Source organism: Sulfobacillus thermotolerans (assembly GCF_039623705.1).
In the GTDB taxonomy this organism is placed as follows: Bacteria; Bacillota; Sulfobacillia; order Sulfobacillales; family Sulfobacillaceae; genus Sulfobacillus; species Sulfobacillus thermotolerans.
This window is the reverse complement of sequence record NZ_CP133983.1, coordinates 1,437,215-1,463,166: the sequence shown is the minus strand read 5'-3', so window position 1 is coordinate 1,463,166 and position 25,952 is coordinate 1,437,215. Positions and strand designations below refer to the sequence as shown.

The following is a 25,952-nucleotide window of genomic DNA, read 5'->3' as shown; positions in this document are numbered from 1 at the left end:
GACAAACCCCAATACCGATCCGCAAGGCCAAGCCTTTGTCATGATGATTGAATTGGCCCAAAAGCAATACCATTTGAACCCGCAAATCGTCCATAATATTTTGGGACCTATTGACAGCGGATCCGAAATCTACACCGAAGAAGGTGTGCTATCCTTGCTCCAAAGTGGCGGTCTCGATGCCTCTAGCGCCTTTTTGTCCGAAGCCGTTGAACGCCACTTAGATTACATTGCATTACCCCCATCCTTGAACTTTGCCGACCCTCAGGATGCCGCGACTTATGCCTCGGCTCAGGTGAAACTCACAAATGGCAAAGTTATTACCGGTGCCCCATTAACGGTAGATGTCACCACCATTGGGCGCCCACCATCCACGCAAGCCGTTCGGTTTATCACATTTTTACTCTCTAAGCGAGGACAAGCCGCCTGGACGAAAAACGGCTATACGGTTTTTCCAGCATTATCGGCTCCAGGGGCGGGACACGCGCTAGCCGTAACCGTCGAATCGGGAAGTTTGGCACTGCTCGTTATTTTTATTTTGGGTCTACCCACGGCCTATTATCTGCGTTATATTCGTTCTCCTGCATTCAAACGCTTCGTAGCTGTGGTGTTGGTCTTAGCGCTATTGATGCCGCCTTTGGTGCTAGGCTTGGTACTCGCCTATGTCTTAGCGCCCGCGACAGCAAGTGGAGCCATCTTAAGCCAGTGGCAAGCCGCGTCCAATAGTTTTCCCGCTTTAACACTGGCCGAAGTCTACGAAGCGCTCCCCTACTTTGTTCTAACCGCATGGAGCGCTATCAGTGCCATCCCCAAGGCGTGGGAAGAAGACGCTTGGGCGCTTCACAAATCGCCATGGCAAACGTTCCGTTTTGTCCTATGGCCAGCGTCGCGTCCCGGATTGGTCACGGCGACCGCTCTGGCTTGGGCACGTATTGTCGGCGCATTTGGGGCACCGGTCGTAGTGGCTTATCACCCGACAGCTCTTCCGGTGCAAATATGGATAACCTTAGAAGAGGCGGGGCTTCCTCAAGCCCTCTCTTTAGCCTTGTGGCTAGTCCTAGTGGGTCTTCCCCTACCGGGATTTCTAACGTGGCGACAAGGAACGGCCTCATGAACCTTTATGCCCAGTTCTCTGCGCCCGGATTTTTACATGGCCATAGTGAATGGCCTGCTGGTATGCATGCTCTTATGGGCCCCTCGGGGTCCGGCAAGACCACGTTGTTGCGGTCATTGGCTGGCCTAGGTTCTACGCTCGCTACTATTGGCCTAAAAGACAGTATCTGGCAAGGTCCTTCCCATGATTTTCTACCGGCCTACCGCCGGCCTTTGGCGTATGTACCGCAGCGCCCAAGCCTTATCCCTTTTCGCACCATCGGTCAGCAGATACGCTGGATCCAGCCTGATTCCACAGTCCCCCTGGTTACCCCACCGGGTCTCGCCCTCTCGGACTTTTGGGACCGATTGCCTCATACATTATCGGGTGGCCAACAGCAGCAAATCGCCTTGGTTCGGGCTTTGGCGACAACCCAGCCTGTTTTGTTATTAGACGAATCCTTGTCCCAAGTGGACCACATCCAGCGTCAGCGCATTATGCACTGGTTATTTGAGACGCGTCCCGCCTCTTGGATTCTCTTCTCAACGCATCAACTCTCTGAAGCCCTAACTTTTAGCGATACCGTCACAATCATTTATGAGGGGAAGGTCTTCCCCACCCGTACCCCTGAGGATTGTCTCATCCATCCGGACACCCCGGAAACTGCTCGACTATTAGGTTACTGTGGGAGTTTCGCTCTGGACAATTGCCACCACCTCCTGATTCATCCCGACTATCTCCTGATTGGCGCATTTCCAGACAAGGGAGAAGTGCTCGAAGCGGACGTGACTAGTATCCCTGGCCCAAGCCCCCTTGAGCGCACGTGGCGAGCCGTCTACCATAACCAGGTCGTCCAGTGGCGAGCGCCACACGCTGCTCGCGAAACGACCGCTCAGGCCTTAACCCTTCTTCGCGCCCCCATTGTGTCCTTTACGTTAAATGACCATTGAGGTCCAGTTTTAGACCGTCAAAACCATTCTGAATCAGTTCATCCCATGACCTAGCATTAATAGACAAATCCCTTGTAGGCTAAATAACGATTTATCCGTGTCATAAGCGGCAAATTAAGCCTCAAACCTCTTACGACAGTGTCGTCGACCTCAAATAGCGCAAAAACCCTAGGAGATCGACGACAATTAAAAAAAACCGCAAATCCACGGTTGGTAAGGGATCTCACCGTTTTAAATGCTTAGAAGTATGGCGAAACTCAAAATGGACGACGTTGACATCCTTGATATCACGCGGCAAAATGGGTTTGTAGCCTACCTATGAGGAATTGAAACATCGTCACTGATCATGATTGGACCCTTCTTCCTGAGTTTGTAGCCTACCTATGAGGAATTGAAACTGAGGTTAGAGAAGTACCTGCTACCATGCCAAAAGTTTGTAGCCTACCTATGAGGAATTGAAACCAAGGGCACAGCTCATCAAGCTGGCCAGGGATTGCGTTTGTAGCCTACCTATGAGGAATTGAAACACGGATACTCGCCACATACGCCTGACACGCTACACAGTGTTTGTAGCCTACCTATGAGGAATTGAAACTCATTCTACCACAGCACGCTAACGCATTTCAACTGTTACGTTTGTAGCCTACCTATGAGGAATTGAAACTCAAGGTACAGGCCACTGCGGGACTTCAGCCCGGAGGGTTTGTAGCCTACCTATGAGGAATTGAAACTGAGGCTCAGCGTATCGCCGCTGGGCGGGCTGGCAAATTGTTTGTAGCCTACCTATGAGGAATTGAAACACACGAGATCCACGGGCTTATGCATCACGGCTTGTTGGTTTGTAGCCTACCTATGAGGAATTGAAACGGGTTCCATACTCGCGCTACATAAGCCGTCCGAAAGTTTGTAGCCTACCTATGAGGAATTGAATTGAAAAACACACGAGATCACGGAATTGAAACGTGGGCACGGTTTCAAAGAAGGAGGTGTCTGTCCCCGTTTGTAGCCTACCTATGAGGAATTGAAACGGAGGGTATAGAACATGCGTGTACAGATTCGGGAAGTTTGTAGCCTACCTATGAGGAATTGAAACTTGTTTGACGCGGACCCATATCGCAGACAGGGCATAGTTTGTAGCCTACCTATGAGGAATTGAAACCTTGCTCGCGAATCTCTTGCATCTCAGTATTAGTTATCCGTTTGTAGCCTACCTATGAGGAATTGAAACCTTCGTAAATCCCTTCTCTAACTTGCATCCTCATTGTTTGTAGCCTACCTATGAGGAATTGAAACGCCCATCAGCCTCTTAAGATCACCGCGGAGTTGCGAGACGTTTGTAGCCTACCTATGAGGAATTGAAACACCGTATCCATAGGGACGGACGAAGGAGAAGAAGAAAGTTTGTAGCCTACCTATGAGGAATTGAAACTTTGGCCACGGACACCGCCGCGTTCCGGGCCGTGATCAGTTTGTAGCCTACCTATGAGGAATTGAAACTCACCACACATACGACGATCGATACGACCATTGAACCGTTTGTAGCCTACCTATGAGGAATTGAAACGCTAATGCAATATCCTGACACTCAGAACAATCCTCAGGGTTTGTAGCCTACCTATGAGGAATTGAAACTGGTGCTGGTATTTACCGCATTCCCTCCTTTCTGTGTTTGTAGCCTACCTATGAGGAATTGAAACGATTTTTGAAACCCAGATTATAGAGGTGTCCCATGGGTTTGTAGCCTACCTATGAGGAATTGAAACGGTAATCGCTCTTCTGTATGGATCGGGAACTGTTCGGGTTTGTACGGCCTTCTGACACGTACCAACTTTCTACCCTTCCATTGTCGTCGTACTAGAGAGAGAGCGGAAACTCGCATTGGTATTCACTGAGGAAGATGAAGCACTTGCCGATGGAGCCATCGCCGAACGAATGCTAAAGAATCACACTTGCTCCCATTCGGAATCCCAAGCTCTTGCTATGCCACATGGGCGGTAGGATGGCTTCTAAGCTCACCGAAGGAATACGGACCGCGTTTAAGGCTTGGAGCGGTCGGCCCGTCTGAGTTTGCCAAGCTTGACCCATATCCATCAATAAAATCTTCGTCATCATTTCAGATTGTTTCCAAGAAGGCTGCGAACGCTAACTCCCTTGAAAAACGAGGACACATCGATTTTAACTGTTGTAGATGCCCTTCACCATTGTGCTTAGGGCACGACCAGCGTTATTGGCGCGTAGCAATAACCAACGTGGATTCGAGAGGGCCAGAATCCGCTTGCATGACAAACGGCATAATTGGACCGCAAGAAAACAAGCTGGGATCAAATAATTCGTCGACTAAGAAGTGTGTAATCGGCACAAAGGTTCCATGGTAGTCACGTGACGCTCCTCGCAGAAGAAATCGTCCGTGTGGCTTTAGAATTCGGGCGACCTCTTGGACATATCTTTGTTGATCAGAATAAACCAGATGATGCATTAATCCTCTGTCTGAGACAAAGTCACAACTTCTTGTTTCTAGGGGCATGTTAAGAGCATTAGCATGGATCCACTCAACGTAGACTTGAGCGTGCGCTGCATTCTGGCGGGCGATGTCCAATGCCGCCCGGCTGATATCCAAACCGATCACATGAAACCCTAACCCCGCCAAAAAAACCGCGTCACCCCCCGATCCACAACCCAAGTCAACCACTTGGCCTCCGGCAGGGATTAATTGAGCCGCAACACAGGTCACAAGTTCTTGGGATGGATGTGAATAATGCCATTGTGCTAAATGTATTCCCCGAGAATACGCTTCTTCCCAATCAATACCCATCCAGCATCTCCTCCTTCGACAACGAAGTGAACGAATAGGGAATTCGCCGACTAGCGCTTTCCCAAACCGCCTCTTGCAAATCAATAGGCTAGCATGTGCCCGAGCCAATTTTCGACTGCCGCCGTAGAGTTCAGCGCGCCACCCGCGGTTCCTATAAACGGGCCAAAGCTGACCTTAAAGGATGATGTACTGTCCCGAGGCGTCCACGTCTCTAGGACAATTGCCCCATTAACGTGCTGCATCTTGGTCAATGTACCATTTTGTGACAGTAATTGCCTCACTGCACGTGTGCATGGGTTTCCCATAGCCACAATCCATCCGTCGGGCTCTAGCACCTGCATGATGGTCTGCAGTAACGTGGTATGATACGCTTGAACTTGTTTGGTGACCGAGCTACCAGGACCAAGGGTCCTTGTTACGGTTTTCCGTGAATGCATCGGTAGATACTCTGCCGCCATGATTCCGTAATCCTTAGCGATATCCCAAAAGGCTTGCAAACGCTTCTGCGACGGATCAACGGCCTCCTCATACTTGTCTTTCAATAACGTAAACTGCTTGTCTTTTAAGGTGCCCGTTATCGTGCCGAGATTGTAGTAATACCTGCTATGGATAGCCCACGGGAGACTTCCCGGCCATGGTGCGGAAGCTGAGAAAGGGTAGTTCAAGTAAAACTGGGCATAGGAATACCACGTGCCAGGAGGTTCTTCCACGTGGTAGGAGCTAGCAACTATTTTTTCCTGCAGTGCTCCCGCGTCGTAGTGAGGATTCAGGCCCCAAAACACTACATGGATTGGCCATCCAGTCACGGTAAAGGGAATCGGGGCGATGGGAACCAGCTGCTGCGTCTGGGGATGGGGTTCCGCATCACGGAATCTGGCCTCCCCTTTCAAACGCAACGCTTGGTTCCACTTCAGCACAATACTTTGTAGAGGCTGAAGGGCCACCTTCGTGTGCTTGTCAATCGCAAATCCTAGATCATTAAGCGCTGTAATAAACCGGTGGGGCAAAAAGGCTTCTGGACTGTTCGTCATTGATTAGCCCCTTAAGTATGTCTTATGACTCCATTTCCAATCCCGCTCATCATTCGCTCACGCTTACGTTCTAGGGCCGGATTTCGTGCGTCAAAGATGACCCTTGCTGCCTGTCGCCATTTCTCATTCCATTATATCCCCCACATCTTGGGCAAAGGAGAACGTTTCGTAGCCGTCATCACAATTTTTCAACGTATGACAAAACTTAGGAACTATCGTGGTTCGTGCAAGCAGGTTGGCCAATCTCTCATGGCCGTTGATACAAATCCAACCGCGTCAAAAACCAATCCTAGATCAAGGCGATTCCTCAATGATAGGCGCATCGAGCATAGCCAGCACGGTATATGAATCCCGCCATTCCCAAGGGGGCAGAAGAACAAGATGTGTTAGTTGTTTTAACAACGCCGCGAAGCGGCTCGAGGTCATGGAACGTCAATTTCCGTAGGTTTCCGAAACGTAAGTGGTCTACAAAGAATCCTCACGAAGCGACGAGCAAATTTGCCTCGCGTTCACGAGATCTAACACTCAAGACGTATAGGTTAGTCACCACCGAGTCGCTACGACCTTGTCCTAAACAGAAACTTGAGGAGTGGATCCTTCCTGTAGTTGTGGTAAGATAGCCGCCAGGGCACAGTCCCTTGGCGGCTTTGAACCCCGCTCTATTTGACAGCGATACCGCGCTCTTTGGCTCGGAACCTTTACGCCCATTCGCTACGATCAAGCTGCGGCTGAAGCGCGCGATTTAGGGATTCCGCGAGCACATCGGCCATATCGTTAATTAACAAATCAATTTCTTTAGGGGTCACCATCAATCCCCCCAAACGCTCTCCGAGAACTTCTTCGATAAGGGCATTTTGATTCGGCTCCCCCATCTCTTCGAGAATCTTATAAAACTTAGCATCATCCGCCAACTGCTGTACTAAGAGCCTCAGCGCTTCTTGGGCGATACTCATCGCTTGCACAACGGTACATACGCCAATCGCCGTGACCGGGACCCCCACAGATTCATGACTTAATCCTTGCCGTTTATTGCCCACCCCAGAACCCGGATGAATTCCAGTATCCGCAATTTGCACGCTGCCCAGCAGCCGGTCTAAACTCCTAGCTGCCAGGGCATCAACCGCAATGACCAAATCAGGATGGGCTTCGGAGACAATGCCTTTAATCATATCAAGGGTTTCGATGCCGGTGGTCCCCAAGACGCCGGGGGCTACAGCGGCGACAGGCCGCATACGCTCTTGAATCTCAGGAGGAACCAGCTCACTTAAATGCCGGGTCACCAGCAAACGTTCTACCACACGAGGGCCTAACGCATCCGGTGTGGCATTCCAATTGCCTAGTCCGACCACCAAGATGCTTTTACGGGTATCTTCGGGAATCAAGGCCTTCAATTCATCCGTTAATACGTCCACTAAATCCGCTCGCAATCCAGCTTCGCGCTCTTTAAACCCCGGCACATCGAGCGTCACGTAATGGCCTTGGGGTTTGCCCATAAGACGCGCTCCTTGGCTGTTGAACACCTCCACCCGCGTCACATCCACGTGGCGATCTTTTTGTTTGTCAACGCGCACTCCCGGCACTTCTTCATGCGCTTCTCCCCGAACAATGTCGCGTGCTTCAATAGCCATATCCGTAGCTACTGAAATCGGACGAAACTCAGCCATTGGCCGCCCCCTTTCCTTAGCGTTAGACTGCGCCCTCGGTTGGCACTTTATGCGAAACGAGGCGCCTCTCGCTTAAGTGCCAACGTTCATACACCGCTGACCATAAGACAACATCACGCCACGCAATAACAGGCACGACGGCCCGGCCAAAGCGAGCAGCCACCGGACTTCCCAGCGTTCCTAGCGCCAGCCAGCGCATGGCCAGCAAAAAATCCAACAGGCCCGCCACGTTGACCGCTACCAATAAAGGGGGGCTGCTGTCCACCCACAGTAGCGCGTACACGACCCATAGCATATATTGCGGGCTATACACCTTATTGCACAACAGCCACCACGCCAAAGCCGCCGTCCCAGCCTCTATGGGATCCAAGCGCCCCTGGGCCTGCGCCCAGAGTAAGGCTACCCCGCCTCCCACGGTCAGCACTAAGCTCAGCAAGTTGACGGTGTCAATGTGCAAGACACCACGCAAGATAAGCCACTGATAAAGGCCCGGGGCGGGTCCGCGGCCACTATTAAATGTAAAAAATTCCGCCCATCCCGGGCGTGCCCACAATGCGCAGGGCAAATTCAAGCCGCCCGCCGTTAAGACGAACCCCCACAGTAACCGCCGGGCCTCACCTCGCTGGTGGCGTTGGCGCAAACCCCAAAACAAGTACGGCACCAGCACCACGGGGAAAAACTTGGTGGCCATACCAACGCCTAGAGCCACGCCGGTGAGAGCCCAACGCTGATCTTTCCATTCCCAAAGCGCCCATCCCCAGGTCATAATGCCCAACAAATCCCAGTTCAATAAACCACAGACGAGAAGAAGGGGTGACGCACTAAACCACAAGGCTGCCCGCCATCCTCGGCTATGCCACAATGCATAGAGGGCTCCCACAAACGCCAACACCAAGCCAATACCAGAGCCCACCCAGTAGCCCCAAAACCCTGGCAGCCATGCCATGGCCCACATGTAAAAGCCGATTATCACGGGATATTCAATAATGTTGTGAAAATAGGGCAAGGCGCGTGCATACAAATGGCGGGAACTATATAGAGCCGCCACATCGGAATACGTCCCGTGGCTAAAACTATAGGAATAGTATTGCCGGTCGGGATGGCCGTGTGCTAAGGCTAACGCCGGCGGGGCCATTCGGATCAATGCCCACAGTAAGGCTCCTATACCCGGCACACTTACAACCCAAAATGTTCGTGTCTTCACCCCACTCCTCCTCATTTCGATAATGGTGCTCTTTTTCCCGCCGTTAGCAATTTCTTTGGCCTTGTCTCATACATCTAAGGGGAGGGATGGACATGCGCAAGAAACGCTCCTTGTGGTGGGGCACGCTAACGTTAACCGGAGCGGCCGTTGCGTCGCGAGGCTTAGGCCTCGTGTACCGCATGCTCCTCGCACGCTTTTTAGGGGCGGAAGGCTTGGGGTTTTTTCAGATGATCTTCCCCTTTTACGTGGCCCTCGTCACACTGGCCGTTGCCGGGACTCCCGTAGCGGTCTCGCAACTCATTGCCGAAGAGCACACCAATCCGAGACGTTTAATGCGTCTGGCCCTAATCATTGTGACCGTAGTAAGTGTGCCCTTAATTGGCTTGGTCATCATGCTCGCGAAACCTTTGGCCGTGATGCTGTACCATGACCCACGGTTTATCCCCTTGATTATTACGATTGCCCCTGCGCTCATCGCCGTGGGATTTTCCGCAGTACTGCGCGGGTACTTTGTAGGAATTCAACAGCTCACCTATCCGGCCTTGTCGCAAGTATCAGAACAACTTAGCCGCGTGGTAATTCTTTACACGATTCTCAACTTCATTGGCCGACATGCCTTTCACAATGCCCCGTTAGTCGCCGTGGCCCTTATTCCCATAGGGGAAGGTGTAAGCCTTGTCATCTTAGCGCTCGCCTATGTCCGGTCCTACGCCCCCCTCGCTGGGGTGATGTCCCACACCTCGAAAATCCTCCTCCGGCCTTTGGCGTCTTCTATTCCCGTCCTGTTAACCTTGGCGCTATGGCATATCTGGGGAATGGGACGGCATCTGCCCCAGGCAGAAAGCCTCATGGGCAGCATTGGCCTCACCATTTTGGCCTATCTACTGTCCTTGAGGCTTACAGGTCCAACCCATCACCGCTTACTCTGATGCGGGTGAAAAAGGTCAAGAAGAGGCAAGCAGCTTATGCAAATACGGCGCAATGCTTTGAGGAGACAACAAAGCCCCGCTGTAAATGGCCCGGATGCGTCCATGAGGCCCAATAAAGACAGACATGGGCAAGCCTTGCACCCCATAGGCCGCAGCCACGGCGCCTTGGGTATCAAGCAACACCGGGTAGTTAACCCCTTTGGCCTTCATGTACTGGGCCACGGTGGCTTGGGATTGCTGAACATCGACCCCATAAATGTCAATACGCCCTGCGTAGCTCGCTTGCACTTTTTCAATTTGAGGAATTTCTTTATTGCACCAGGGACACCATGTCGCCCAAAAGTTCAGCCAAACAGGGTGCCCACGCAGCGAAGCCAGACTCACCGTCTGCCCCGCGGTAGTGGTTAAGGTGAAATTAGGAGCGAATTGGCCCGCAGTCAGCCCATATTGAGCTGTCGAGGCGGACGCCGTGGACTTGGTCTTAGGCGCCGCCACCGTATGCGGTTTCGTTCCACGCCCCACCAGAAAGCCTGCATATATCAAGGCCGCGAGCAAAACAATCCATCCCGCCCACCGTTTCATCGCGAGAGACACCCTATCGCCTCCTTACATCAGAATACCGGGGCTTCCTTCATGTTCTCAATCGCAAACGTCAGCTCGCCATTGCGCTCATCCACTGTCACTTTTTGATGACCCGTTAATTCTCCATCGAGCATCTTCATGGCTAACGGGTCTTGAATCGTGCGTTGAATGAGCCGTCTTAGCGGACGTGCCCCATATTGCGGATCATAGCCGCGTGCCGCTAAATGGTCTAAAGCCGCTTCGGTAACCACCAGCATAATATCACGTTCGTCCAGTCTTTGCTGAATATCCTTCAAATTCACTTTGACGATCAGCCGCAACTCTTCGGGGGTCAGCCGCGAGAAGGTAATCACTTCGTCAATCCGGTTTAAAAATTCCGGCCGGAACGCTTCGCGCAAAATCCCTTCCAGTTGTTGTTGGCGTCGAGCAGGATCAGACTCCTCCAAAATCACGTGGCTGCCAAGGTTCGACGTCAACTGCCTGCTCCAACTCTTTTTGCAAAGACAGAAGTTTTCCGTAACGCAACTCGGCTGCGCGTCCCAAATCGCCTTCCCGCTCTGCCTGCTGTTCTTCAGTCCGCGCCTGCTCAATGGCTTGCTTGACCTGACTCACTTTGGCAACTTGCTGCTTCTCCTGCTCCCAGCGCGCCATAAGTGCGTTGCGTTTTTCGCGCACATTGGCCAGTTCTTCTTCGAGCTGCGTTAAACGCGCTTGCGACGCGGGGTCATCCTCTTTGGCCAACGCCTCGCGCTCAATTTCCAATTGCAGACGGCGCCGTTCGAGCTCGTCTAACTCCTCCGGCATGCTATCCATCTCGACGCGCAAATGCGAGGCAGCCTCGTCGATGAGGTCAATCGCTTTATCAGGCAAAAACCGGTCCGTAATATAGCGGTGGCTTAACCGCGCAGCCGCAATTAACGCCCCATCACGGATCCGCACCCCATGGTGTACTTCGTAGCGCTCCTTTAATCCCCTCAAGATGGCAATCGTGTCCTCGACCGATGGCTCATCCACATAGACTGGTTGGAAACGCCGCTCTAACGCCGCATCTTTTTCAATATACTGGCGATATTCGTCGAGCGTGGTAGCACCCACAGCGCGCAGCTCGCCCCGCGCCAAAGCCGGTTTCAGCAAGTTGGCGGCATCGACCGCGCCTTCCGCTTTCCCTGCCCCCACAATTGTGTGCAATTCATCGATAAAGAGAATAATCTGGCCTTGAGCGCCTTGGATTTCTTTCAATACCGCTTTAAGACGGTCTTCAAACTCGCCCCGGAATTTGCTTCCGGCAATTAACGAGCCCATATCTAAGGCGAGAACCTTTTTGTCTTTCAGTCCGTCGGGAACATCTTGTTGCACAATGCGCTGGGCTAGCCCTTCAACAATTGCGGTTTTGCCAACCCCCGGTTCTCCAATGAGAACGGGATTGTTCTTTGTCCGGCGCGACAACACTTGAATAACCCGGCGAATCTCCTCATCGTTCTTCGGTTCCATCACTTGTCCTAGTCCTCCACACCGCGGACAATCGGCATTCGTACCGTGGCACACAGGGCACACTACAGGTTCTGACACAGAAATTGGAAGCGACACGCCACGCGCGACTTGTTCCAACGTCAACGTCACCGTCTCTTCGGGGACACGCTGGGTGCGCGTGTACGTGGCCCCAAGGTCCGGTCCGGCTTGGGCGAATAAATCTTCGAAAATGCTGCCCCAATCCCCAAATCCGTCCCCATCGTAGGAGACGCGCTGATAGCCAGGACCTTGGCTGCGGGCCTTGCGATTAGCATATCCTCGCCGCATCTGGTCGTACTCTTCGCGCTTTTTGGGATCTGAGAGCACCTCGTACGCCTCATTAATTTCTTTAAACTTGTCCTCCCCAGCTTTACCGCTAACATCAGGATGATATTTCCTGGCCAATTTTCGGTATGCAGCTTTAATCGCTGCCTTGTCAGCGGATTCGCTCACCTCGAGGATCTTGTAATAGTCCTTTGGAGCCGCCATCCACCCTCACCTCATCTGGAAAATGGGAGGACCGCTGAGCTGTGCTCTTGGTCCTCCCCCGTTATCATTATTCAGTCGGCCGGAAATCCGCGTCGATGACGTCGTCTCCGGGTCCCGCACCCCCGTCTCCCGGTGGTGGGTTGCCGGGATTCTCGGGATTGGCTCCCTGCTCTTTGTACAACGCCTCTGCCAACTTATGCGATACCGACTCGAGACGACTGAGCGCCGATTCAATGGCACTCTTGTCACTCTTCTCAATGGCCGCACGCACGTCTTTAATCGCCTCTTCGGCTTGGCTCTTGTCCGACGCGTCAACCTTGTCGCCCAAGTCTCGAATAGTCTTTTCCGTTGCGTACGCCATTGATTCAGCACGGTTCTTCAAATCCACAAGAGCCCGGCGCTCTTCATCCTCCGCGGCCTTCTCTTGCGCTTCCCGTACCATTCGTTCCACTTCTTCCTTCGACAATTGTGTCGAAGCGGTTACTGTAATCCGTTGCTCCTTCCCTGTGCCCAAATCCTTAGCCGAGACATTGACAATGCCGTTAGCATCGATGTCAAACGTCACTTCGATTTGGGGCACACCCCGGGGCGCCGGTGGAATATCTGCTAGACTAAAGCGTGCCAGCGTCCGGTTATCCGCCGCCATTGGGCGTTCTCCTTGCAAGACGTGAATTTCAACCGACGTCTGATTGTCCGACGCCGTTGTAAAAGTTTCGCTCTTGCGCGTCGGAATCGTGGTATTGCGCTCAATAAGCTTGGTGAACACGCCACCCATCGTTTCAATCCCTAAGGACAACGGCGTTACGTCTAACAAGATAACGTCTTTGACTTCACCTGCAAGCACACCACCCTGAATGGCGGCACCAACGGCCACCACTTCATCCGGATTGACGCCTCGGTGAGGCTCTTTCCCGGTAAGTTTCTTCACTAATTCCTGGATGACGGGCATCCGGGTGGACCCGCCCACGAGAATGACCTCATTGATTTGGCTTTCCGTAAGCTTCGCGTCCTTCAAAGCTTGTTTGAAGGGAATGACCGTACGTTCTGTCAAATCTTGGGTCAATTCCTCAAACTTGGCACGGGTAATCGTCATCTCCAAGTGCTTAGGCCCGGTTTGGTCCGCGGTGATAAACGGCAAACTGACCTGCGTTTCAGTCACCGACGACAATTCGATTTTGGCTTTTTCCGCCGCCTCAATGAGGCGCTGCAGGGCTTGCCGGTCATTGCGCAAATCAATGCCATTTTCCCGCTTGAACTCAGCAGCTATGTAATCGACAAGTTTCATGTCGTAGTCATCGCCGCCTAAATGCGTGTCCCCAGCCGTTGATTTGACTTCGAATACGCCATCGCCCACTTCGAGCACGGATACGTCAAACGTCCCGCCACCCAAGTCCCATACTAAAATGGTCTCGTTCTTTTGCTTGTCCAAGCCATAGGCTAACGCCGCCGCCGTTGGCTCGTTGATAATGCGTAACACATCAAGACCGGCAATCTTGCCTGCGTCTTTGGTCGCTTGCCGCTCTGCATCGTTAAAATATGCGGGAACAGTAATGACCGCCTGGGTTACACTTTCGCCCAGATATTTCTCGGCATCGGCCTTGAGTTTTCCGAGAATCATCGCCGAAATTTCTTCGGGGGTCATTTTCTTGCCCGCATTCGGCAAATCCACCAACACTTGTTGATTGGGCCCTTGAACGACCTTATATGGCACCCGCTCACGTTCTTGAGCCACTTCATCGTAGCGCCGTCCAATAAAGCGCTTAATTGAAAAGACCGTGTTCTCAGGATTCATTACCGCTTGTCGACGGGCTAGTTGACCGACAAGCCGTTCCCCTGTCTTTGAAAATGCCACCACTGATGGGGTGAGCCGACTCCCTTCCGTATTCAAAATAACGGTGGGCTGTCCTCCCTCCATCACTGCAATTACAGAGTTAGTCGTTCCCAAATCGATTCCTACGACTTTGGCCATAAGTCAATTTCCTCTCCTTGTCATCCGTAGTACGTTCTATGGATTGCTTCGCGGGCACCTCGGTGATTCCAAGAACCATGCGTATTCCCGCCGCATTCACGCCTTGTCGAGTGAGATCCCGAATTCTGACTAGACGATAATAGTCATTTTCGGAATACAACCGATTATTTGTCTCAGTCCGCGCGGGCGACAGAAGACACTCTTTTTCCCATACGCGAAGCATCTGCGATGACACTCCGACCAGCCGTGCCATGACGCCAATCGTGTAAACTGGCTCGTCAGGACCGTGGATCGGCATATCACATCACATCCTTAAATCGTACTCCGTTAGTCATGGTTATCTGACACCCCTATTGTAACAACAAACTTAAAAAAGATCTATAAGAAATCTATAATGCTTTGACAAGAATATGACAACAGCGGTCAGCATATGTATCTCTTGGAATTAAAAACAGTGTTGTGCCAGAATCCCCCCAAAGGAGGAACCCTATGCGCAAAGACCGGTTACTCCCTGGCTCCATCGCGCCCCGGATTGTTTCGTGGCGGCTTCCGTGGCAACAAGGACATGGCCCCGATCACCGCACCTTGCAAAGCCTTTATGGATGGAGTATTGCTGCCACCGCACTCTTAGTATCGCTCTACCAGTTCTTTAGTATTCTCCCTGCGGGCCGCGCGTTGACCCGTATGCTGTTGGGCATTGTGTTCGTCGTGGCTGGCGGATACGGACTGGTCGCGGGTCTATCCCGCGTAACCGGTATTTTGCTGCGCCGCATGGGGTTTTATCAATCCCAGAGAGAACTTGCCGCGCTCTTTATGGCCCTAGGGCCGTGGATTGTCCTGGCGACATTGGCAGCCGTGTTAACATCACGCACTTGGGTCACCGGTCTTGTGGGCATCTTAGGACTCATAGCCCTGGCTTATCACATGCGCCGAATGATAGGCGTGTCCTTGATGCAAGCATTCACCATTATTGCCGTCGAATTCGTGCCGCTAGTAGCCCTCGCCATTTACTGGTCGTGGTCCATGGGCTGGAATTTTACTCCTTTTTACTAAAATTTGTCCGGGGCATAAAAAAACCCGGCACAAAGCCGGAGACGAAGGGATGGGAATAACTCTCATCCCCTTTACCGTTGGTAGAGTACATGGCCATTTTTAATGGTACTAAGCACCTGATATTGCGCATCAAAAATCGCTAAATCAGCCCAAGCGCCTTCTTCAATCCGGCCGCGGCCGCCCAGAGCCAAGCGCCTAGCCGGCGCCTCACACCATGCTTGCACCACCTCACGCAGCGGCACCCCCCACTGCAACAAATTGCGCAAGGATTGATCGGGGGTCAAAATGCTCCCTGCCAAGGTTCCGTCATCAAGGCGCGCGGATACGCCGTCTACGTGCACCATCCACTGCCCTAATCGGTACCGGCCCGGGGTTTGGTCAATAGCTGAAATACCATCCGTTATCAAAATGATGCGGTGCGCTGCCAACTGAAACACCATGCGCACAATATCGGGATGGACATGAATGCCATCGGTAATCAGCTCCAGCCATAAATTCTCGGCGGAGAGCCCAAGACCCAGTAAGCCTGGCTCCCGGTGGTGCAACGGAGCCATCGCATTAAACAAGTGCGTAATGGCATCCGCCCCCGCTAACATCCCTTCCCACGCCTGTGAGCGGCCAGCTCCCGAATGCCCCATATTCACGTGAATCCCGTGATCGGTTAAAAGTCTTATCGCCTGGTCTGCAGAGCTTTGATTCGGCGCCAGCGTCATGACGCGCAACGGTCGCTCAGCGTGGCGCAAGGGGACAATAGCGCGTTCAATTTCCTCCAAATTGACTGCACGAATTGCTTCGAGGGGTTGCGCCCCCTTATACTGGCGATCTAAGTACGGGCCCTCCCAATGCATTCCAATACACGTACTAAGGGGACTCGGTGTCCATTGGCGAGCGAGGTCTGCCACCGCCATCAAATCGTCCCACGGCGCGGTAATCGTCGTCGCCAAAAACGCCGTCACCCCGTGACGACTGAGCGCATGCTCGATCTGTTCCCATGCCTCCGCATGGGCTTCCATGACATCATGACCACAAGCCCCATGAATATGTTCGTCAATAAAACCTGGTAAGACCACAGGCAAGGCCGTAGACCGGGTATCTAAGCGGGTCAAGCGTGTAATACGGCCTTGGACGTTCCACTCAATGCGCGCGGGCACCAATTGTCCTACAGTAGAAATATAAACCCGTCCTTCAATGGCTTGGTTCAATATGATATGGCCGCCCTTCTTGTTCCCACAACGCGCCCAACCGAATGGCGCCATAGACGGGATTTTCTGATATCACGCGCCACGAAGGACGCAAGGTTCGCACATACGGCTCCCACGCTTTGGCGAGTCCGCCACTGAGACCAACCAGAGAACACGCAGGCGCGCTGTCGACCATGCACACGATACCATACGCCTCCTCCGTTAATAACTTTTGACTCACAAGATCGCCCTCCCTGGCCAACGCAAAGACAAGCGGTGCAAAATCAGCAGGCGCTCGTACAGGTCGGCTGGGATCGTAAAGATAGTTTATTAGGCCCACCACATCCCGCGCTTGTGCCCACTGAAGAGCCGCTTCGGCTAACGCCGTCGGTTCCCCGGTCCCTTCTAATGCTTGAACCGCTAAGCGTAACCCTTGTTGGCCAAGCCATAATCCCGACCCCGTATCCCCAAGCTTCCAGCCGTACCCCCCGCGGCGCTCGGTTTTCCCCTGACATACCGAAAAGACCAACGATCCCGTCCCTAAGATCACAATGGTGCCGTCAGCGCCCCCCGTTAGAGCCGCCCACGGCAACCAATAATCTCCCACAATCCACGTATGATCCAGGTGTCTGTCACGAAAAAAAGCCTGCCAGCTTTCCCATACGGCCGGCCGGTCCGCCCCGGCTATCCCGACCAACCCGCTCTCCTGAGGTGAAGGGTTGAGAACTTCAAGAACCTGAGCCATGGCCTGGTACGCCGTGACTTGCCCTACCGCCAATATATTCGAGGGGCCTTGGGCCACGACCGGGCCACAGTCATGGATTCGTTCACAGCGCACGCCCCGGGTGGTTGAACCCCCTCCATCAATTCCCCACATCTTCTTGCCTCCCACAATCAAGGCTATTCGGCATCAGGCGCGATTTTCCTGCTTCTAACTGGCAAATGACTGACCCTGGGTCCATTGATGATATTGCGTAAAAAAGTCGGGATAACTAATCGCCACGTGCTGAGCCCCCTCTAAAAATACAGGCCCGTCCGCAACAGCGGCCGCTACCGCCAACATCATAGCCATGCGGTGGTCGCCTGCGGCCTCTACGGATGCCCCATGAAGCCGGGTAGGGCCATGAATCACCATACCGTCTTCCCGCTCTTCAATGCGAGCCCCCAGCGCCCGTAAATTTTTTACCGTGGCCGCTATACGGTCACTTTCTTTCACCCGCAATTCATGAGCGCCTGAAATGACCGTCTCCCCTTGTGCCTGAGTTGCGACCAAAGCGAGCAAGGGCACTTCATCAATCATGTCAGGAATATCTTCGGGCAATACGGTCACTCCCGCTAGCTGCCCTGGCGCAACGCGAATGTCCCCAACGTCGCCCTCTGCTCCCTTCCGCTCCGTCGTCACCATCGCCCCCATCGCTTGCAACAGACGATAAAATCCCATGCGCCGTGGGCTTATGCTCATTTCCCGTAATGTCAAATCTGAGCCCGGAATCAGTGCGGCTAAAGCCGCCCAAAAGGCCGCCGATGAGGGATCGCCTGGCACCATGGTATCGACAAGATGCAAGGAGCTGGGTTCGACCGTGATGAACCCCTCTTGATGCTGAACCTGTGCCCCCATCGCTCTCAACATACGTTCCGTATAATCGCGAGTAGGATAAGGCTCTTGGACACGGGTCGCTCCCAACGCCGTCACGGCCGCTAAGAGTATCGCCGATTTGACCTGAGCCGACGCCACTGGCATTACGTAGGTTGTTCCGTGATGGGCTCCCCCTTGAACAGTGACCGGGGCATGACCATCTTGGGTTTCGACAGCGATTCCCATACTGCGCAGGGGTCGTGCCACTCGCTCCATAGGCCGTGCGGATAGCGAATCGTCCCCGCTCAATTGGTAGCGTCCAGATCCGGCCGCTAGGAGTCCCATCGCTAAACGCATGGTCGTACCGGAGTTCCCACAATCGAGCACGTCCTGAGGCTTGCTCCACCCTTGTGGTCCAGGAGACTGTAAGATCCAGCGGTCTTGTTCGGCTCGGACTGTTACGCCCAAGCTCTCCACCACATGCCGACTCGATAAGGTATCGGCGGCAATCAGAGGATGTTCAATCACACATGCCCCTGGGGCCAGCGCAGAGAACAAAATTGCCCGGTGCGTTACCGATTTGTCGCTGGGGGGTCTTAAATGGCCTTTTAAGGGATTACGGCAGGGTGTCAGTTCCATGCGGAATATCGGTCCTTTCAGAAGAGGATAAGGTGCGTACGCGCTCGACTAATTGACGCACCGACGCCGCGTCCCTAAGGGCTTGGGGCCATAAACCTTGTTGAATATGATCATTCCATTCATTAATCAATGCGGTGTAGCGGGCGAAGGTGTCTTGGACGTTCTGTCGGTTGGCATTCAGAATGTCTTGCCAAAGGTCCACGTCACTTGCGCCAATGCGGGTCACGTCCATAAATCCCGTCCCTGCTACGTACGGCCAATGAGGCCATAAATCAGGCACCTTCTCCGTCAGGGCGAGAACCGACGCGGAAATGAGATACGGCACATGGCTCACCATACTCATTAGCGGATCGTGCCACTCCAGTGGAACCGTGACGGGCGTCGTGCCTAAAATCTGCATCCATGAGTCGATCAATTCCGCTCGGGGCTCGGCGTTGTTCCATGGCACCACTAAACAAGGCCGACCCCGAAACAGGTTCCCATCGCGGTGGGCAAACCCCCGCACTTCTTTACCCGCCATCGGATGGAGAGACACCAAGCACGAAGGAGAAAAGACGTGGCGGTAATAGGGCACCAAGGGCATTTTGACCGAGGAGACATCAACAATGACCAACGATTGGCTCGCCTCGTTTACCAGCCGTACAATCCACTCGCCCACGGTCGCCAAGGGAGCTGCAATCACAATCTGGTCAACCTCATCCAACCAGTCTTGCCAAGGCCCAAAGTGCATCGCTGCTTGCTCGCAGGCCTCTTTTAGCGTTTGATCGACGTCCCAGGCCCACACGTCCCAGCCGGCATTGCTAAATGCTTGGGCAATGGACCCTCCAATGAGCCCCAACCCGATGACTCCAAGTTTCACACGGTCCGTCCAATCGCCTCGGCAATCAACCCGAGAGAAGACACTAACTCGCCCAGATGGGGAAGATTTAAGCTTTGCGGACCATCAGACAACGCTTCGGTCGGATTGGGATGCGCCTCAATAATCAATCCATCCGCTCCTGCAGCCACGGCCGCCCGTGCCATAGGTGCCACCCAATTCCATTGCCCCGTTGAATGAGACGGATCAATCACAATCGGCAAATGTGATAACTGTTTAACCACTGGAATCGCACTCAAATCGAGGGTGTTGCGCGTCTTGGTTTCGTAGGTACGAATCCCCCGCTCACATAACACGATGTCGCGATTTCCATTGGCGGCAATGTATTCCGCAGCCATGAGCCATTCGTCAATCGTGGCGGAGAGTCCCCGCTTGAGCAACACCGGCTTTTGAATCTGGCCGACCGCTTTGAGCAACTCAAAGTTCTGCATATTGCGCGCCCCAATTTGAACCATATCAGCCCACTGAGCCACATGGTCCAAGCTTTCCCGGTCTACAGCTTCTGTCACGACCATAAGACCATAACGCTCACGGGCTTGAGCTAAAATTTTTAATCCGTCCACGCCCATGCCTTGAAAACTGTAGGGCGATGTACGCGGCTTGTACGCCCCACCACGCAGGACCGATAGCCCAAAGTCATGAACCGCTCGAGCCGCCTGCATGACCTGGTCCTCACTCTCCACCGCACAAGGTCCTGCAATGACAATGACGCGCTTGCCCCCAAAAGCGGCCGGTCCCACATTAACCACAGTATCTTCAGGATGAAAATCGCGACTTACCAACTTGTATGGGCGCCTCACCGGCACGACTTGTTCAACCGACTGCATGGATGCCAACCGAAAGACCTCCTCTGTGCGTTCACCGATCACTCCAATAATGGTTCGCTCGACGCCGCGAGAAATGTGGACTTGAAACCCTTCAGACTTTAATCGTTCTGTCACCGCATCAATATCCGTATCCGGAGCGTTTTTCGACATCACCACAATCATTGCTGATTCATCCCCTCACCACGCCGTTTTTGAAAAAAAATAAGGCCTCATTGTCCCTAGTTAGGGACGAAGGCCTTGTCTCCGCGGTACCACCCTATTGGTTGGTTGCCCAACCTCTCAGCTAGCTGCTAACACAGCTACTCCCTTTTAACGGTAGGACTCCGGATTCTCTACTAGCGTTTTGCCGCGTTCGATGCACACTCATGGGGGTACGGTCTGGATTCGAAGTATCGGCTTACACCACCCGCCGACTCTCTGCGCCTTCGAGAATCCGACCCCTTCCCAATCATCGCTTTCGTTATTTCCCGCATCATACACCGCATAACCAGCGGTGTCAAGGCCTTCTTAGGGATTTAATGCCTCACGCAACGAGGCCACAAATGCGCGTGCCGCTTGGGGGGCTTCGTCGCCCGCGTCATCGATAATACGCACCAACGCACTGCCCACAATGACACCATCTGCAACCGCCCCAATGCGGCGTGCATGTTCCGGTGTGGAAATTCCAAAGCCAATGGCCACTGGTTGGGTGATAAAGCGTTTGATGCGGGCGACCATGGATTCTACGCCGCTGTCAATATCTTGACGGACGCCCGTCACCCCGGTCAAAGACACCCCATAGATAAATCCGGTCGCGATCTCCAACGACGCTATATGGGCATCTGTAGACGTCGGTGCAACCAAGGGAATGAGAGAAATGCCTTCCGCCTCGCAATCATGAAACACCTCTTGGCTTTCTAGCCATGGCAAATCGGGAATAATGAGCCCTTTGACCCCGCTTTGGGCTGCCGCCCGAATAAACGCGCGGACCCCAAAGTGGTAGACGGGATTCATATACGTCAAATACACAATGGGCACAGAACTTTGGCTAATCTCTTTAGTTTGGTCCAAAATATCCCGCAGTTTGGTGCCGTTATTCAAGGCTTGGGTCGCAGCATGCTGTAAGACGGGGCCATCGGCTAAAGGGTCTGAAAAGGGAATCCCGATCTCGATAATGTCAGCCCCGGCCTCGTTCAAGGCCGAGATGAGCTGAGGTAAATCGTTCAAGTGAGGGTGTCCCGCGGTCACATACGGAATGAGAGCGGCTCGCCCCTCGCCTTTGGTTCGTGCAAATACCCCGCGTAGAGTAAGATCTGATGATGTCAATGCATTCCCTCCTCATATTCCCGGACTGCCTCAACATCTTTGTCGCCGCGGCCAGATAGATTAATTAAGACACGAGCTCCCAAGCTCCTGAGCCGCTCTTGCTCTTTAATGACCCAAGCGACCGCATGCGCGCTTTCCAGCGCGGGGATAATCCCCTCGAGCAACGACAACTCGTGAAACGCCGCCAATGCTTCTTGGTCGGTTATCGCGTGATACTCAGCGCGCTGGGTGTCGTGGAAATAGGCGTGCTCTGGTCCCACGCCCGGATAATCAAGTCCGGCCGAAATCGAGTGCGCGGGAATGATTTGGCCATCTTCGTCTTGCAACAAATAACTCAAACTGCCATGCAAGATGCCCTTCATGCCCACCGCAATCGTCGCCGCGTGCTTGCCAGTCTCCACCCCTTCTCCCCCTGCTTCAATCCCCACCAAGGTGACGGGATCATTTCGAAAAGCATAGAAGACGCCCATGGAATTTGATCCCCCACCAACCGGAGCCACAATGTGCGTGGGTAATGTCCCTGTGACGGCATGAAACTGACGACGCGCTTCATCGCCAATCACCGACTGAAAATCCCGCACCATCATCGGATACGGATGCGGGCCCACGACCGACCCAATGACGTAAAACGTGGAACGGACATTGGTGACCCAGTCCCGAATTGCCTCGTTCGTCGCATCTTTCAACGTCCGCGATCCCGATTGCACGGGAATGACCTCCGCACCTAGCAACCGCATACGATATACATTTAACGCTTGGCGTTTGACGTCTTCCTCGCCCATATACACTTGAGCCGACAAACCAAACAGAGCCGCTGCAGTGGCTGTCGCCACGCCATGCTGACCGGCGCCCGTTTCGGCAATGATGCGGGTTTTTCCCATTCGACGAGCCAACAGAATTTGGCCCATAGTGTTGTTAATCTTATGAGCCCCCGTGTGGTTTAAATCTTCACGCTTTAAGTAGACGTCGTATCCGACTTTCGCGCTTAATCGGTCCGCCCTCCGCAAAGGGGTAGGACGACCTACATAATCTTTGAGCAACGCGGCTAGCTCCGCTTGAAATGTCGGATCGGTTTTCGCCTCGGCATAGGCGCTGGTCAGCTCGTCGAGCGCTGGCATCAACGTTTCTGGAACATACCGACCTCCAAAACCGCCGTAGCGTCCTGCTTCGTCCGGTCCATCTTTCATGACTGCCATTGTTTGGCCTCCTTAATGAATGCGGTGATCTTGACAAGATCCTTTTCTCCGTCTGTTTCCACCCCGCTTGATACATCCACACCCGATGGCTTCAATGTCTCGACCACCTGCCGTACGTTGTCGGGAGAGAGCCCGCCAGCAAGCCATAAGGGTTGTGAAATCCACGGCCGCTGCCACGCCCAGGTGCGTCCTTGACCCGGTTCAGGCCCATCTAAAAGCACGATGTCCGCACGCTCATCCACCTGCGTGGCAATAGCTTGGCGTCCAGCGTGATGCACCATGCCGATCCAATCAAAAGTACTTGCACCATGATATTGAACCCCCCACACCCCGGTGGCGGCCAACAATTGCTCGAGGTCCTCTGCAGCCATATCCCGTACGACAGCAATAAAGCGGATGTGAGGCAACTGGCGTGTCAATGCTTGAGCTTGGTCTAGGGAAACGCGCCGGGAACTGGGGGCTAACACTAGGCCAATGAAATCCGCCCCCTGGTTGACCGCAGCTTCCGCCATCGCAGCGGTTTTCACGCCGCAAATCTTGACGCTTACCTCACTCATGACGCAAGTCCTCTAAGAGGGTGCCCCCTCGCATTAAATGTTCGCCCACTAATATGGCCGAATATCCCGCGTCATGAAGACGATCGACATCCTGACGCGTTTGAATTCCGCTCTCACTAACCTTCACAACCGTTTTCGGCATGAGAGGCGCCATCTCGAGAGAAAATTCCAGTCGCGTCTCAAACGTATCCAAGTCCCTATTGTTAATTCCTACCACCATGGGATCAATCTTCAATGCGCGCTCAAGCTCATTGGCGGCGTGCACTTCCACCAGCATTTCAATGCCCACGGCGCGCGCGGCTTGCGCTAAGTCATGCAGCTGGGCATCATCCACAATCCGGATAATGACCAGGATTGCATCGGCTCCCATCGCCCGGCCTTCAAAAATTTGCACCGGATCGATGACAAAATCCTTGCGTAACACCGGAAGGTGCACAGCCGCTTTCACCTTTTGCAGATCGGCCAGATGTCCGGCAAAAAACTCGGGTTCCGTCAAGACTGAGACGGCATGAGCTCCCTGGCGTTCATAGCCCAGCGCTTGTGCCGCAGGCTGATAATCATGGGTCAACCACCCCTTTGACGGCGACTTTTGTTTGCACTCCGCGATCACGCCCACAGGCATACCTCGATGCTCACGCAACGCCGCCGCTAACGACCGCACAGGCGGCAGCTCAAGTGCTCGGTCAAAGAACCACCCGGATTGCCCTTGAATGTTCTGCACGCGAGTCTTCACCGACGCCAAAATCTGATCAAGAAACATCTCCTGCCTCCTGCTCAATCGACTCGGCGCTCCTTTGTATGAGCGCTTCCAACACCGCCGCTGCGCGTCCTTCTTGAATTGACCTGCGCGCCATTTCTACGCCCTCACGCGGCGACTCGGCCATTTCCGCCGCATAGAGAGCGGTACCCGCATTGGCCAGCACCATATCCAAATAGGCACCGGGTTCTCCGGCAAGAATTCCGCGACAGATGGCGGCGTTGGTCACAGGATCTCCCCCGCGAAATGCGTCTTTCGGATACGTCGGTAATCCAAAATCTTCGGGAGACCACGTGCCGAAGGAGGTGGTGCCATTTTGTGCGACGCCATACACGGTCGGCCCCGCCAACGATACTTCGTCAAGCCCTCCAGCGCCATGCACAACGACCGCACGTTTAAGACCCAAACGCCCCAACACTTCGGTAATCGGCTTGACCCACGGCTCCGCGAAAACACCTAGCAGTTGGTATTCGGGGTGCGCCGGATTGGTTAGAGGGCCTAAGAGATTAAACACCGTACGCACCCCCAGTTCCTTGCGAGTCTGGGCCGCGTAGCGCATGGAGAGATGCACTTTTTGGGCAAACAAGAAGCCAAAGCCGACTTCATCCACTAATGTTGCGACCTCTTCAGGACTCTGCGTAATGTCAATCCCTAAGGCCTCGAGCAAATCGGCGCTCCCGCTTTTGGAGGTCGCAGAACGGTTTTCGGCCAGAGATGGCACGTTCTGCACAAAATTTTGAAGAATATCAAACCCTTGGGGCGTAAGAATGGACTCGGGATGAAATTGAATCCCGTAAATGGGAAAATGCCGATGGCGAATTCCCATAATCGTGCCATCGGCACTGGTTGCGGTCACTTCAAGATCTGACACACCTTCTACAGAAACGGCGAGGGAGTGATACCGGCCGGCCCGGAAGCCTTGGGGCAGTCCCTCAAAAATCCCTTGCCCATTGTGAAACACTTCATCATCCTTCCCATGCATCAAACGTACGGCTGGTTCGACAGAACCTCCAAATGCATAGGCAATACCCTGATGCCCTAGGCACACGCCTAATATGGGCGTAGACATCCCCAACTGGCGAATCACGTCAATCATGATACCGGCATCTTCTGGACGCCCTGGACCGGGCGACAAGACAATCCGGTCAGGGTGCATAGCGGCGATATCGTCCACACCCAACGCGTCATTGCGAATCACTTGCAAATCCTGGCCCAACATGCCCAAATACTGCACCAGGTTGTAGGTAAAGGAATCGTAATTGTCCAACACGACGATCACAGCCATTCCTCCTCACTGGCATCTAGAACAGATAAGGCAGCGCCCGCTTTATTCATCGACTCCTGAAATTCCCCAGCCGATTCCGAATCTGCCACAATACCGCCCCCGGCTTGCACAAAGACTTCATCCCCAATCACATCCATCGTGCGAATCGTAATACACGCGTCCAAGTCTCCCCGGTGTGAAAGATATCCAACGACTCCACCGTAAGCACCGCGCCCTTCCGGCTCGAGCTCTTCAATAATTTCCATGGCACGAATTTTGGGCGCACCCGTCAGCGTACCGGCAGGAAAGCAAGCGGCTAATGCATCGAGGGCATCATATCCGGGCTTGAGCACCCCCTGGACTTCAGAAACAATGTGCATGACGTGTGAATAGGTCTCACGGCTCATCAACTGCGACACCGTCACCGTCTGGCTTCCCTGATAACGGAGGAAGAATCCGACCAAGCCTACTCTTGTCATTTCGGTTGGCTG

The 25,952-nt window shown here is 53.5% G+C and carries 24 protein-coding genes, 3 pseudogenes and 1 CRISPR repeat array; of the genes and pseudogenes, 5 read left to right on the top strand and 22 right to left on the bottom strand.

What is annotated here, in order from left to right; genetic code table 11:
* Positions 1-22: 22 nt before the first annotated feature.
* From ORD20_RS07420 to ORD20_RS07410, 3 genes and pseudogenes are all read left to right on the top strand, one after another.
* Positions 23-382, top strand: a pseudogene (locus ORD20_RS07420) (extracellular solute-binding protein); the annotation flags it as partial.
* Between the two features lie 129 nt (positions 383-511).
* The gene (locus ORD20_RS07415; RefSeq protein WP_430626692.1) at positions 512-1,111 is read left to right on the top strand and encodes an ABC transporter permease subunit; all 600 of its coding nucleotides are present in this window, start codon (positions 512-514) and stop codon (positions 1,109-1,111) included.
* The gene (locus ORD20_RS07410; RefSeq protein WP_158246406.1) at positions 1,087-2,040 is read left to right on the top strand and encodes an ATP-binding cassette domain-containing protein; all 954 of its coding nucleotides are present in this window, start codon (positions 1,087-1,089) and stop codon (positions 2,038-2,040) included. Before ORD20_RS07415 ends, ORD20_RS07410 begins: the two co-directional genes overlap by 25 nt.
* A 303-nt stretch (positions 2,041-2,343) precedes the next feature.
* Positions 2,344-3,803: direct repeats of the CRISPR family, unit length 30 nt; unit sequence GTTTGTAGCCTACCTATGAGGAATTGAAAC.
* Positions 3,804-3,975: 172 nt separating this feature from the next.
* Here ORD20_RS07410 and ORD20_RS07405 read toward each other — a convergent pair.
* From ORD20_RS07405 to ORD20_RS07385, 5 genes are all read right to left on the bottom strand, one after another.
* Positions 3,976-4,152, bottom strand: a complete 177-nt coding sequence (locus ORD20_RS07405; protein ID WP_158246407.1) for a hypothetical protein — start codon at positions 4,150-4,152, stop codon at positions 3,976-3,978.
* Between the two features lie 112 nt (positions 4,153-4,264).
* Positions 4,265-4,852, bottom strand: coding sequence for a class I SAM-dependent methyltransferase (locus tag ORD20_RS07400; protein ID WP_103376939.1), 588 nt, complete (start codon positions 4,850-4,852; stop codon positions 4,265-4,267).
* An 80-nt stretch (positions 4,853-4,932) separates the two neighbouring features.
* Positions 4,933-5,883 (bottom strand): hypothetical protein, encoded by a 951-nt coding sequence (locus tag ORD20_RS07395; protein ID WP_103376940.1) that lies wholly within the window; start codon positions 5,881-5,883, stop codon positions 4,933-4,935.
* Positions 5,884-6,581: 698 nt separating this feature from the next.
* Positions 6,582-7,547 carry a GPR endopeptidase gene (gene gpr, locus ORD20_RS07390; protein ID WP_103376941.1) on the bottom strand — a complete coding sequence of 322 codons (966 nt, stop codon included), beginning with the start codon at positions 7,545-7,547 and terminating at the stop codon, positions 6,582-6,584.
* A 22-nt stretch (positions 7,548-7,569) separates the two neighbouring features.
* On the bottom strand, positions 7,570-8,751 hold the full coding sequence (locus ORD20_RS07385; protein ID WP_103376942.1) for a glycosyltransferase 87 family protein: 1,182 nt from the start codon (positions 8,749-8,751) through the stop codon (positions 7,570-7,572).
* Positions 8,752-8,843: 92 nt separating this feature from the next.
* Between ORD20_RS07385 and ORD20_RS07380 the strand changes: the two genes are divergently transcribed.
* Positions 8,844-9,680 carry an oligosaccharide flippase family protein gene (locus tag ORD20_RS07380; protein ID WP_430626646.1) on the top strand — a complete coding sequence of 279 codons (837 nt, stop codon included), beginning with the start codon at positions 8,844-8,846 and terminating at the stop codon, positions 9,678-9,680.
* Positions 9,681-9,695: 15 nt separating this feature from the next.
* On the opposite strand, the gene ORD20_RS07375 is transcribed toward ORD20_RS07380, so the two are convergent.
* The 6 genes and pseudogenes from ORD20_RS07375 to ORD20_RS07350 form a co-directional block, all read right to left on the bottom strand.
* Positions 9,696-10,274 carry a TlpA family protein disulfide reductase gene (locus tag ORD20_RS07375; RefSeq protein ID WP_242968670.1) on the bottom strand — a complete coding sequence of 193 codons (579 nt, stop codon included), beginning with the start codon at positions 10,272-10,274 and terminating at the stop codon, positions 9,696-9,698.
* 17 nt (positions 10,275-10,291) lie between these two features.
* Positions 10,292-10,738 carry a hypothetical protein gene (locus tag ORD20_RS07370; RefSeq protein ID WP_430626645.1) on the bottom strand — a complete coding sequence of 149 codons (447 nt, stop codon included), beginning with the start codon at positions 10,736-10,738 and terminating at the stop codon, positions 10,292-10,294.
* Positions 10,739-10,745: 7 nt separating this feature from the next.
* A pseudogene (locus tag ORD20_RS07365) lies at positions 10,746-11,738 on the bottom strand (AAA family ATPase); the annotation flags it as partial.
* 336 nt (positions 11,739-12,074) lie between these two features.
* A pseudogene (locus ORD20_RS07360) lies at positions 12,075-12,260 on the bottom strand (DnaJ domain-containing protein); the annotation flags it as partial.
* Between the two features lie 67 nt (positions 12,261-12,327).
* On the bottom strand, positions 12,328-14,229 hold the full coding sequence (gene dnaK, locus ORD20_RS07355; protein WP_103376946.1) for a molecular chaperone DnaK: 1,902 nt from the start codon (positions 14,227-14,229) through the stop codon (positions 12,328-12,330).
* The gene (locus ORD20_RS07350; RefSeq protein WP_103376947.1) at positions 14,192-14,527 is read right to left on the bottom strand and encodes a MerR family transcriptional regulator; all 336 of its coding nucleotides are present in this window, start codon (positions 14,525-14,527) and stop codon (positions 14,192-14,194) included. Before ORD20_RS07350 ends, dnaK begins: the two co-directional genes overlap by 38 nt.
* Before the next feature lie 191 nt (positions 14,528-14,718).
* Here ORD20_RS07350 and ORD20_RS07345 point away from each other — a divergent pair, with 191 nt between their 5' ends.
* Entirely contained in the window at positions 14,719-15,282 is a 564-nt protein-coding gene (locus ORD20_RS07345; protein WP_103376948.1) for a hypothetical protein, read from the top strand.
* A gap of 71 nt (positions 15,283-15,353) precedes the next feature.
* Here the strand turns inward: ORD20_RS07345 and nagA are convergent, their stop codons facing one another.
* The 11 genes from nagA to ORD20_RS07290 all read right to left on the bottom strand — a co-directional run bounded on the left by nagA (position 15,354) and on the right by ORD20_RS07290 (position 25,940).
* Positions 15,354-16,484, bottom strand: a complete 1,131-nt coding sequence (nagA, locus tag ORD20_RS07340) for an N-acetylglucosamine-6-phosphate deacetylase (RefSeq protein WP_158246408.1) — start codon at positions 16,482-16,484, stop codon at positions 15,354-15,356.
* Positions 16,468-17,340 carry an N-acetylglucosamine kinase gene (locus ORD20_RS07335; protein ID WP_103376950.1) on the bottom strand — a complete coding sequence of 291 codons (873 nt, stop codon included), beginning with the start codon at positions 17,338-17,340 and terminating at the stop codon, positions 16,468-16,470. The genes nagA and ORD20_RS07335 overlap by 17 nt, the downstream gene beginning before the upstream one ends.
* A gap of 54 nt (positions 17,341-17,394) precedes the next feature.
* The gene (gene aroA, locus ORD20_RS07330; protein WP_103376951.1) at positions 17,395-18,678 is read right to left on the bottom strand and encodes a 3-phosphoshikimate 1-carboxyvinyltransferase; all 1,284 of its coding nucleotides are present in this window, start codon (positions 18,676-18,678) and stop codon (positions 17,395-17,397) included.
* Positions 18,656-19,537 carry a prephenate dehydrogenase gene (locus ORD20_RS07325; RefSeq protein ID WP_103376952.1) on the bottom strand — a complete coding sequence of 294 codons (882 nt, stop codon included), beginning with the start codon at positions 19,535-19,537 and terminating at the stop codon, positions 18,656-18,658. Before ORD20_RS07325 ends, aroA begins: the two co-directional genes overlap by 23 nt.
* On the bottom strand, positions 19,534-20,544 hold the full coding sequence (gene aroF / locus ORD20_RS07320) for a 3-deoxy-7-phosphoheptulonate synthase (RefSeq protein WP_103376953.1): 1,011 nt from the start codon (positions 20,542-20,544) through the stop codon (positions 19,534-19,536). Before aroF ends, ORD20_RS07325 begins: the two co-directional genes overlap by 4 nt.
* A 345-nt stretch (positions 20,545-20,889) precedes the next feature.
* Positions 20,890-21,687 carry a tryptophan synthase subunit alpha gene (trpA, locus tag ORD20_RS07315; protein ID WP_103376954.1) on the bottom strand — a complete coding sequence of 266 codons (798 nt, stop codon included), beginning with the start codon at positions 21,685-21,687 and terminating at the stop codon, positions 20,890-20,892.
* A complete protein-coding gene (trpB, locus tag ORD20_RS07310) occupies positions 21,684-22,883 on the bottom strand; it encodes a tryptophan synthase subunit beta (RefSeq protein ID WP_103376955.1) in 1,200 nt (399 codons plus the stop codon). The genes trpA and trpB overlap by 4 nt, the downstream gene beginning before the upstream one ends.
* The gene (locus tag ORD20_RS07305; protein WP_103376956.1) at positions 22,871-23,440 is read right to left on the bottom strand and encodes a phosphoribosylanthranilate isomerase; all 570 of its coding nucleotides are present in this window, start codon (positions 23,438-23,440) and stop codon (positions 22,871-22,873) included. The genes trpB and ORD20_RS07305 overlap by 13 nt, the downstream gene beginning before the upstream one ends.
* The gene (trpC, locus tag ORD20_RS07300; RefSeq protein ID WP_103376957.1) at positions 23,433-24,200 is read right to left on the bottom strand and encodes an indole-3-glycerol phosphate synthase TrpC; all 768 of its coding nucleotides are present in this window, start codon (positions 24,198-24,200) and stop codon (positions 23,433-23,435) included. Before trpC ends, ORD20_RS07305 begins: the two co-directional genes overlap by 8 nt.
* A complete protein-coding gene (gene trpD, locus ORD20_RS07295; RefSeq protein WP_430626644.1) occupies positions 24,190-25,476 on the bottom strand; it encodes an anthranilate phosphoribosyltransferase in 1,287 nt (428 codons plus the stop codon). Before trpD ends, trpC begins: the two co-directional genes overlap by 11 nt.
* Positions 25,473-25,940 carry a chorismate-binding protein gene (locus ORD20_RS07290; RefSeq protein WP_430626643.1) on the bottom strand — a complete coding sequence of 156 codons (468 nt, stop codon included), beginning with the start codon at positions 25,938-25,940 and terminating at the stop codon, positions 25,473-25,475. The genes trpD and ORD20_RS07290 overlap by 4 nt, the downstream gene beginning before the upstream one ends.
* Positions 25,941-25,952: the final 12 nt, after the last annotated feature.

What these genes read in the sequence shown, in the direction of transcription:
- ORD20_RS07405 (WP_158246407.1), bottom strand. Translation starts at nt 4,152, where the DNA reads ATGATGACGAAGATTTTATTGATGGATATGGGTCAAGCTTGGCAAACT.
- ORD20_RS07305 (WP_103376956.1), bottom strand. Translation starts at nt 23,440, where the DNA reads ATGAGTGAGGTAAGCGTCAAGATTTGCGGCGTGAAAACCGCTGCGATG.
- ORD20_RS07400 (WP_103376939.1), bottom strand. Translation starts at nt 4,852, where the DNA reads ATGGGTATTGATTGGGAAGAAGCGTATTCTCGGGGAATACATTTAGCA.
- ORD20_RS07335 (WP_103376950.1), bottom strand. Translation starts at nt 17,340, where the DNA reads ATGTGGGGAATTGATGGAGGGGGTTCAACCACCCGGGGCGTGCGCTGT.
- dnaK (WP_103376946.1), bottom strand. Translation starts at nt 14,229, where the DNA reads ATGGCCAAAGTCGTAGGAATCGATTTGGGAACGACTAACTCTGTAATT.
- gpr (WP_103376941.1), bottom strand. Translation starts at nt 7,547, where the DNA reads ATGGCTGAGTTTCGTCCGATTTCAGTAGCTACGGATATGGCTATTGAA.
- ORD20_RS07380 (WP_430626646.1), top strand. Translation starts at nt 8,844, where the DNA reads ATGCGCAAGAAACGCTCCTTGTGGTGGGGCACGCTAACGTTAACCGGA.
- ORD20_RS07350 (WP_103376947.1), bottom strand. Translation starts at nt 14,527, where the DNA reads ATGCCGATCCACGGTCCTGACGAGCCAGTTTACACGATTGGCGTCATG.
- trpB (WP_103376955.1), bottom strand. Translation starts at nt 22,883, where the DNA reads ATGGCAGTCATGAAAGATGGACCGGACGAAGCAGGACGCTACGGCGGT.
- aroF (WP_103376953.1), bottom strand. Translation starts at nt 20,544, where the DNA reads ATGATTGTGGTGATGTCGAAAAACGCTCCGGATACGGATATTGATGCG.
- ORD20_RS07345 (WP_103376948.1), top strand. Translation starts at nt 14,719, where the DNA reads ATGCGCAAAGACCGGTTACTCCCTGGCTCCATCGCGCCCCGGATTGTT.
- ORD20_RS07290 (WP_430626643.1), bottom strand. Translation starts at nt 25,940, where the DNA reads ATGACAAGAGTAGGCTTGGTCGGATTCTTCCTCCGTTATCAGGGAAGC.
- ORD20_RS07395 (WP_103376940.1), bottom strand. Translation starts at nt 5,883, where the DNA reads ATGACGAACAGTCCAGAAGCCTTTTTGCCCCACCGGTTTATTACAGCG.
- trpC (WP_103376957.1), bottom strand. Translation starts at nt 24,200, where the DNA reads ATGTTTCTTGATCAGATTTTGGCGTCGGTGAAGACTCGCGTGCAGAAC.
- aroA (WP_103376951.1), bottom strand. Translation starts at nt 18,678, where the DNA reads ATGGAACTGACACCCTGCCGTAATCCCTTAAAAGGCCATTTAAGACCC.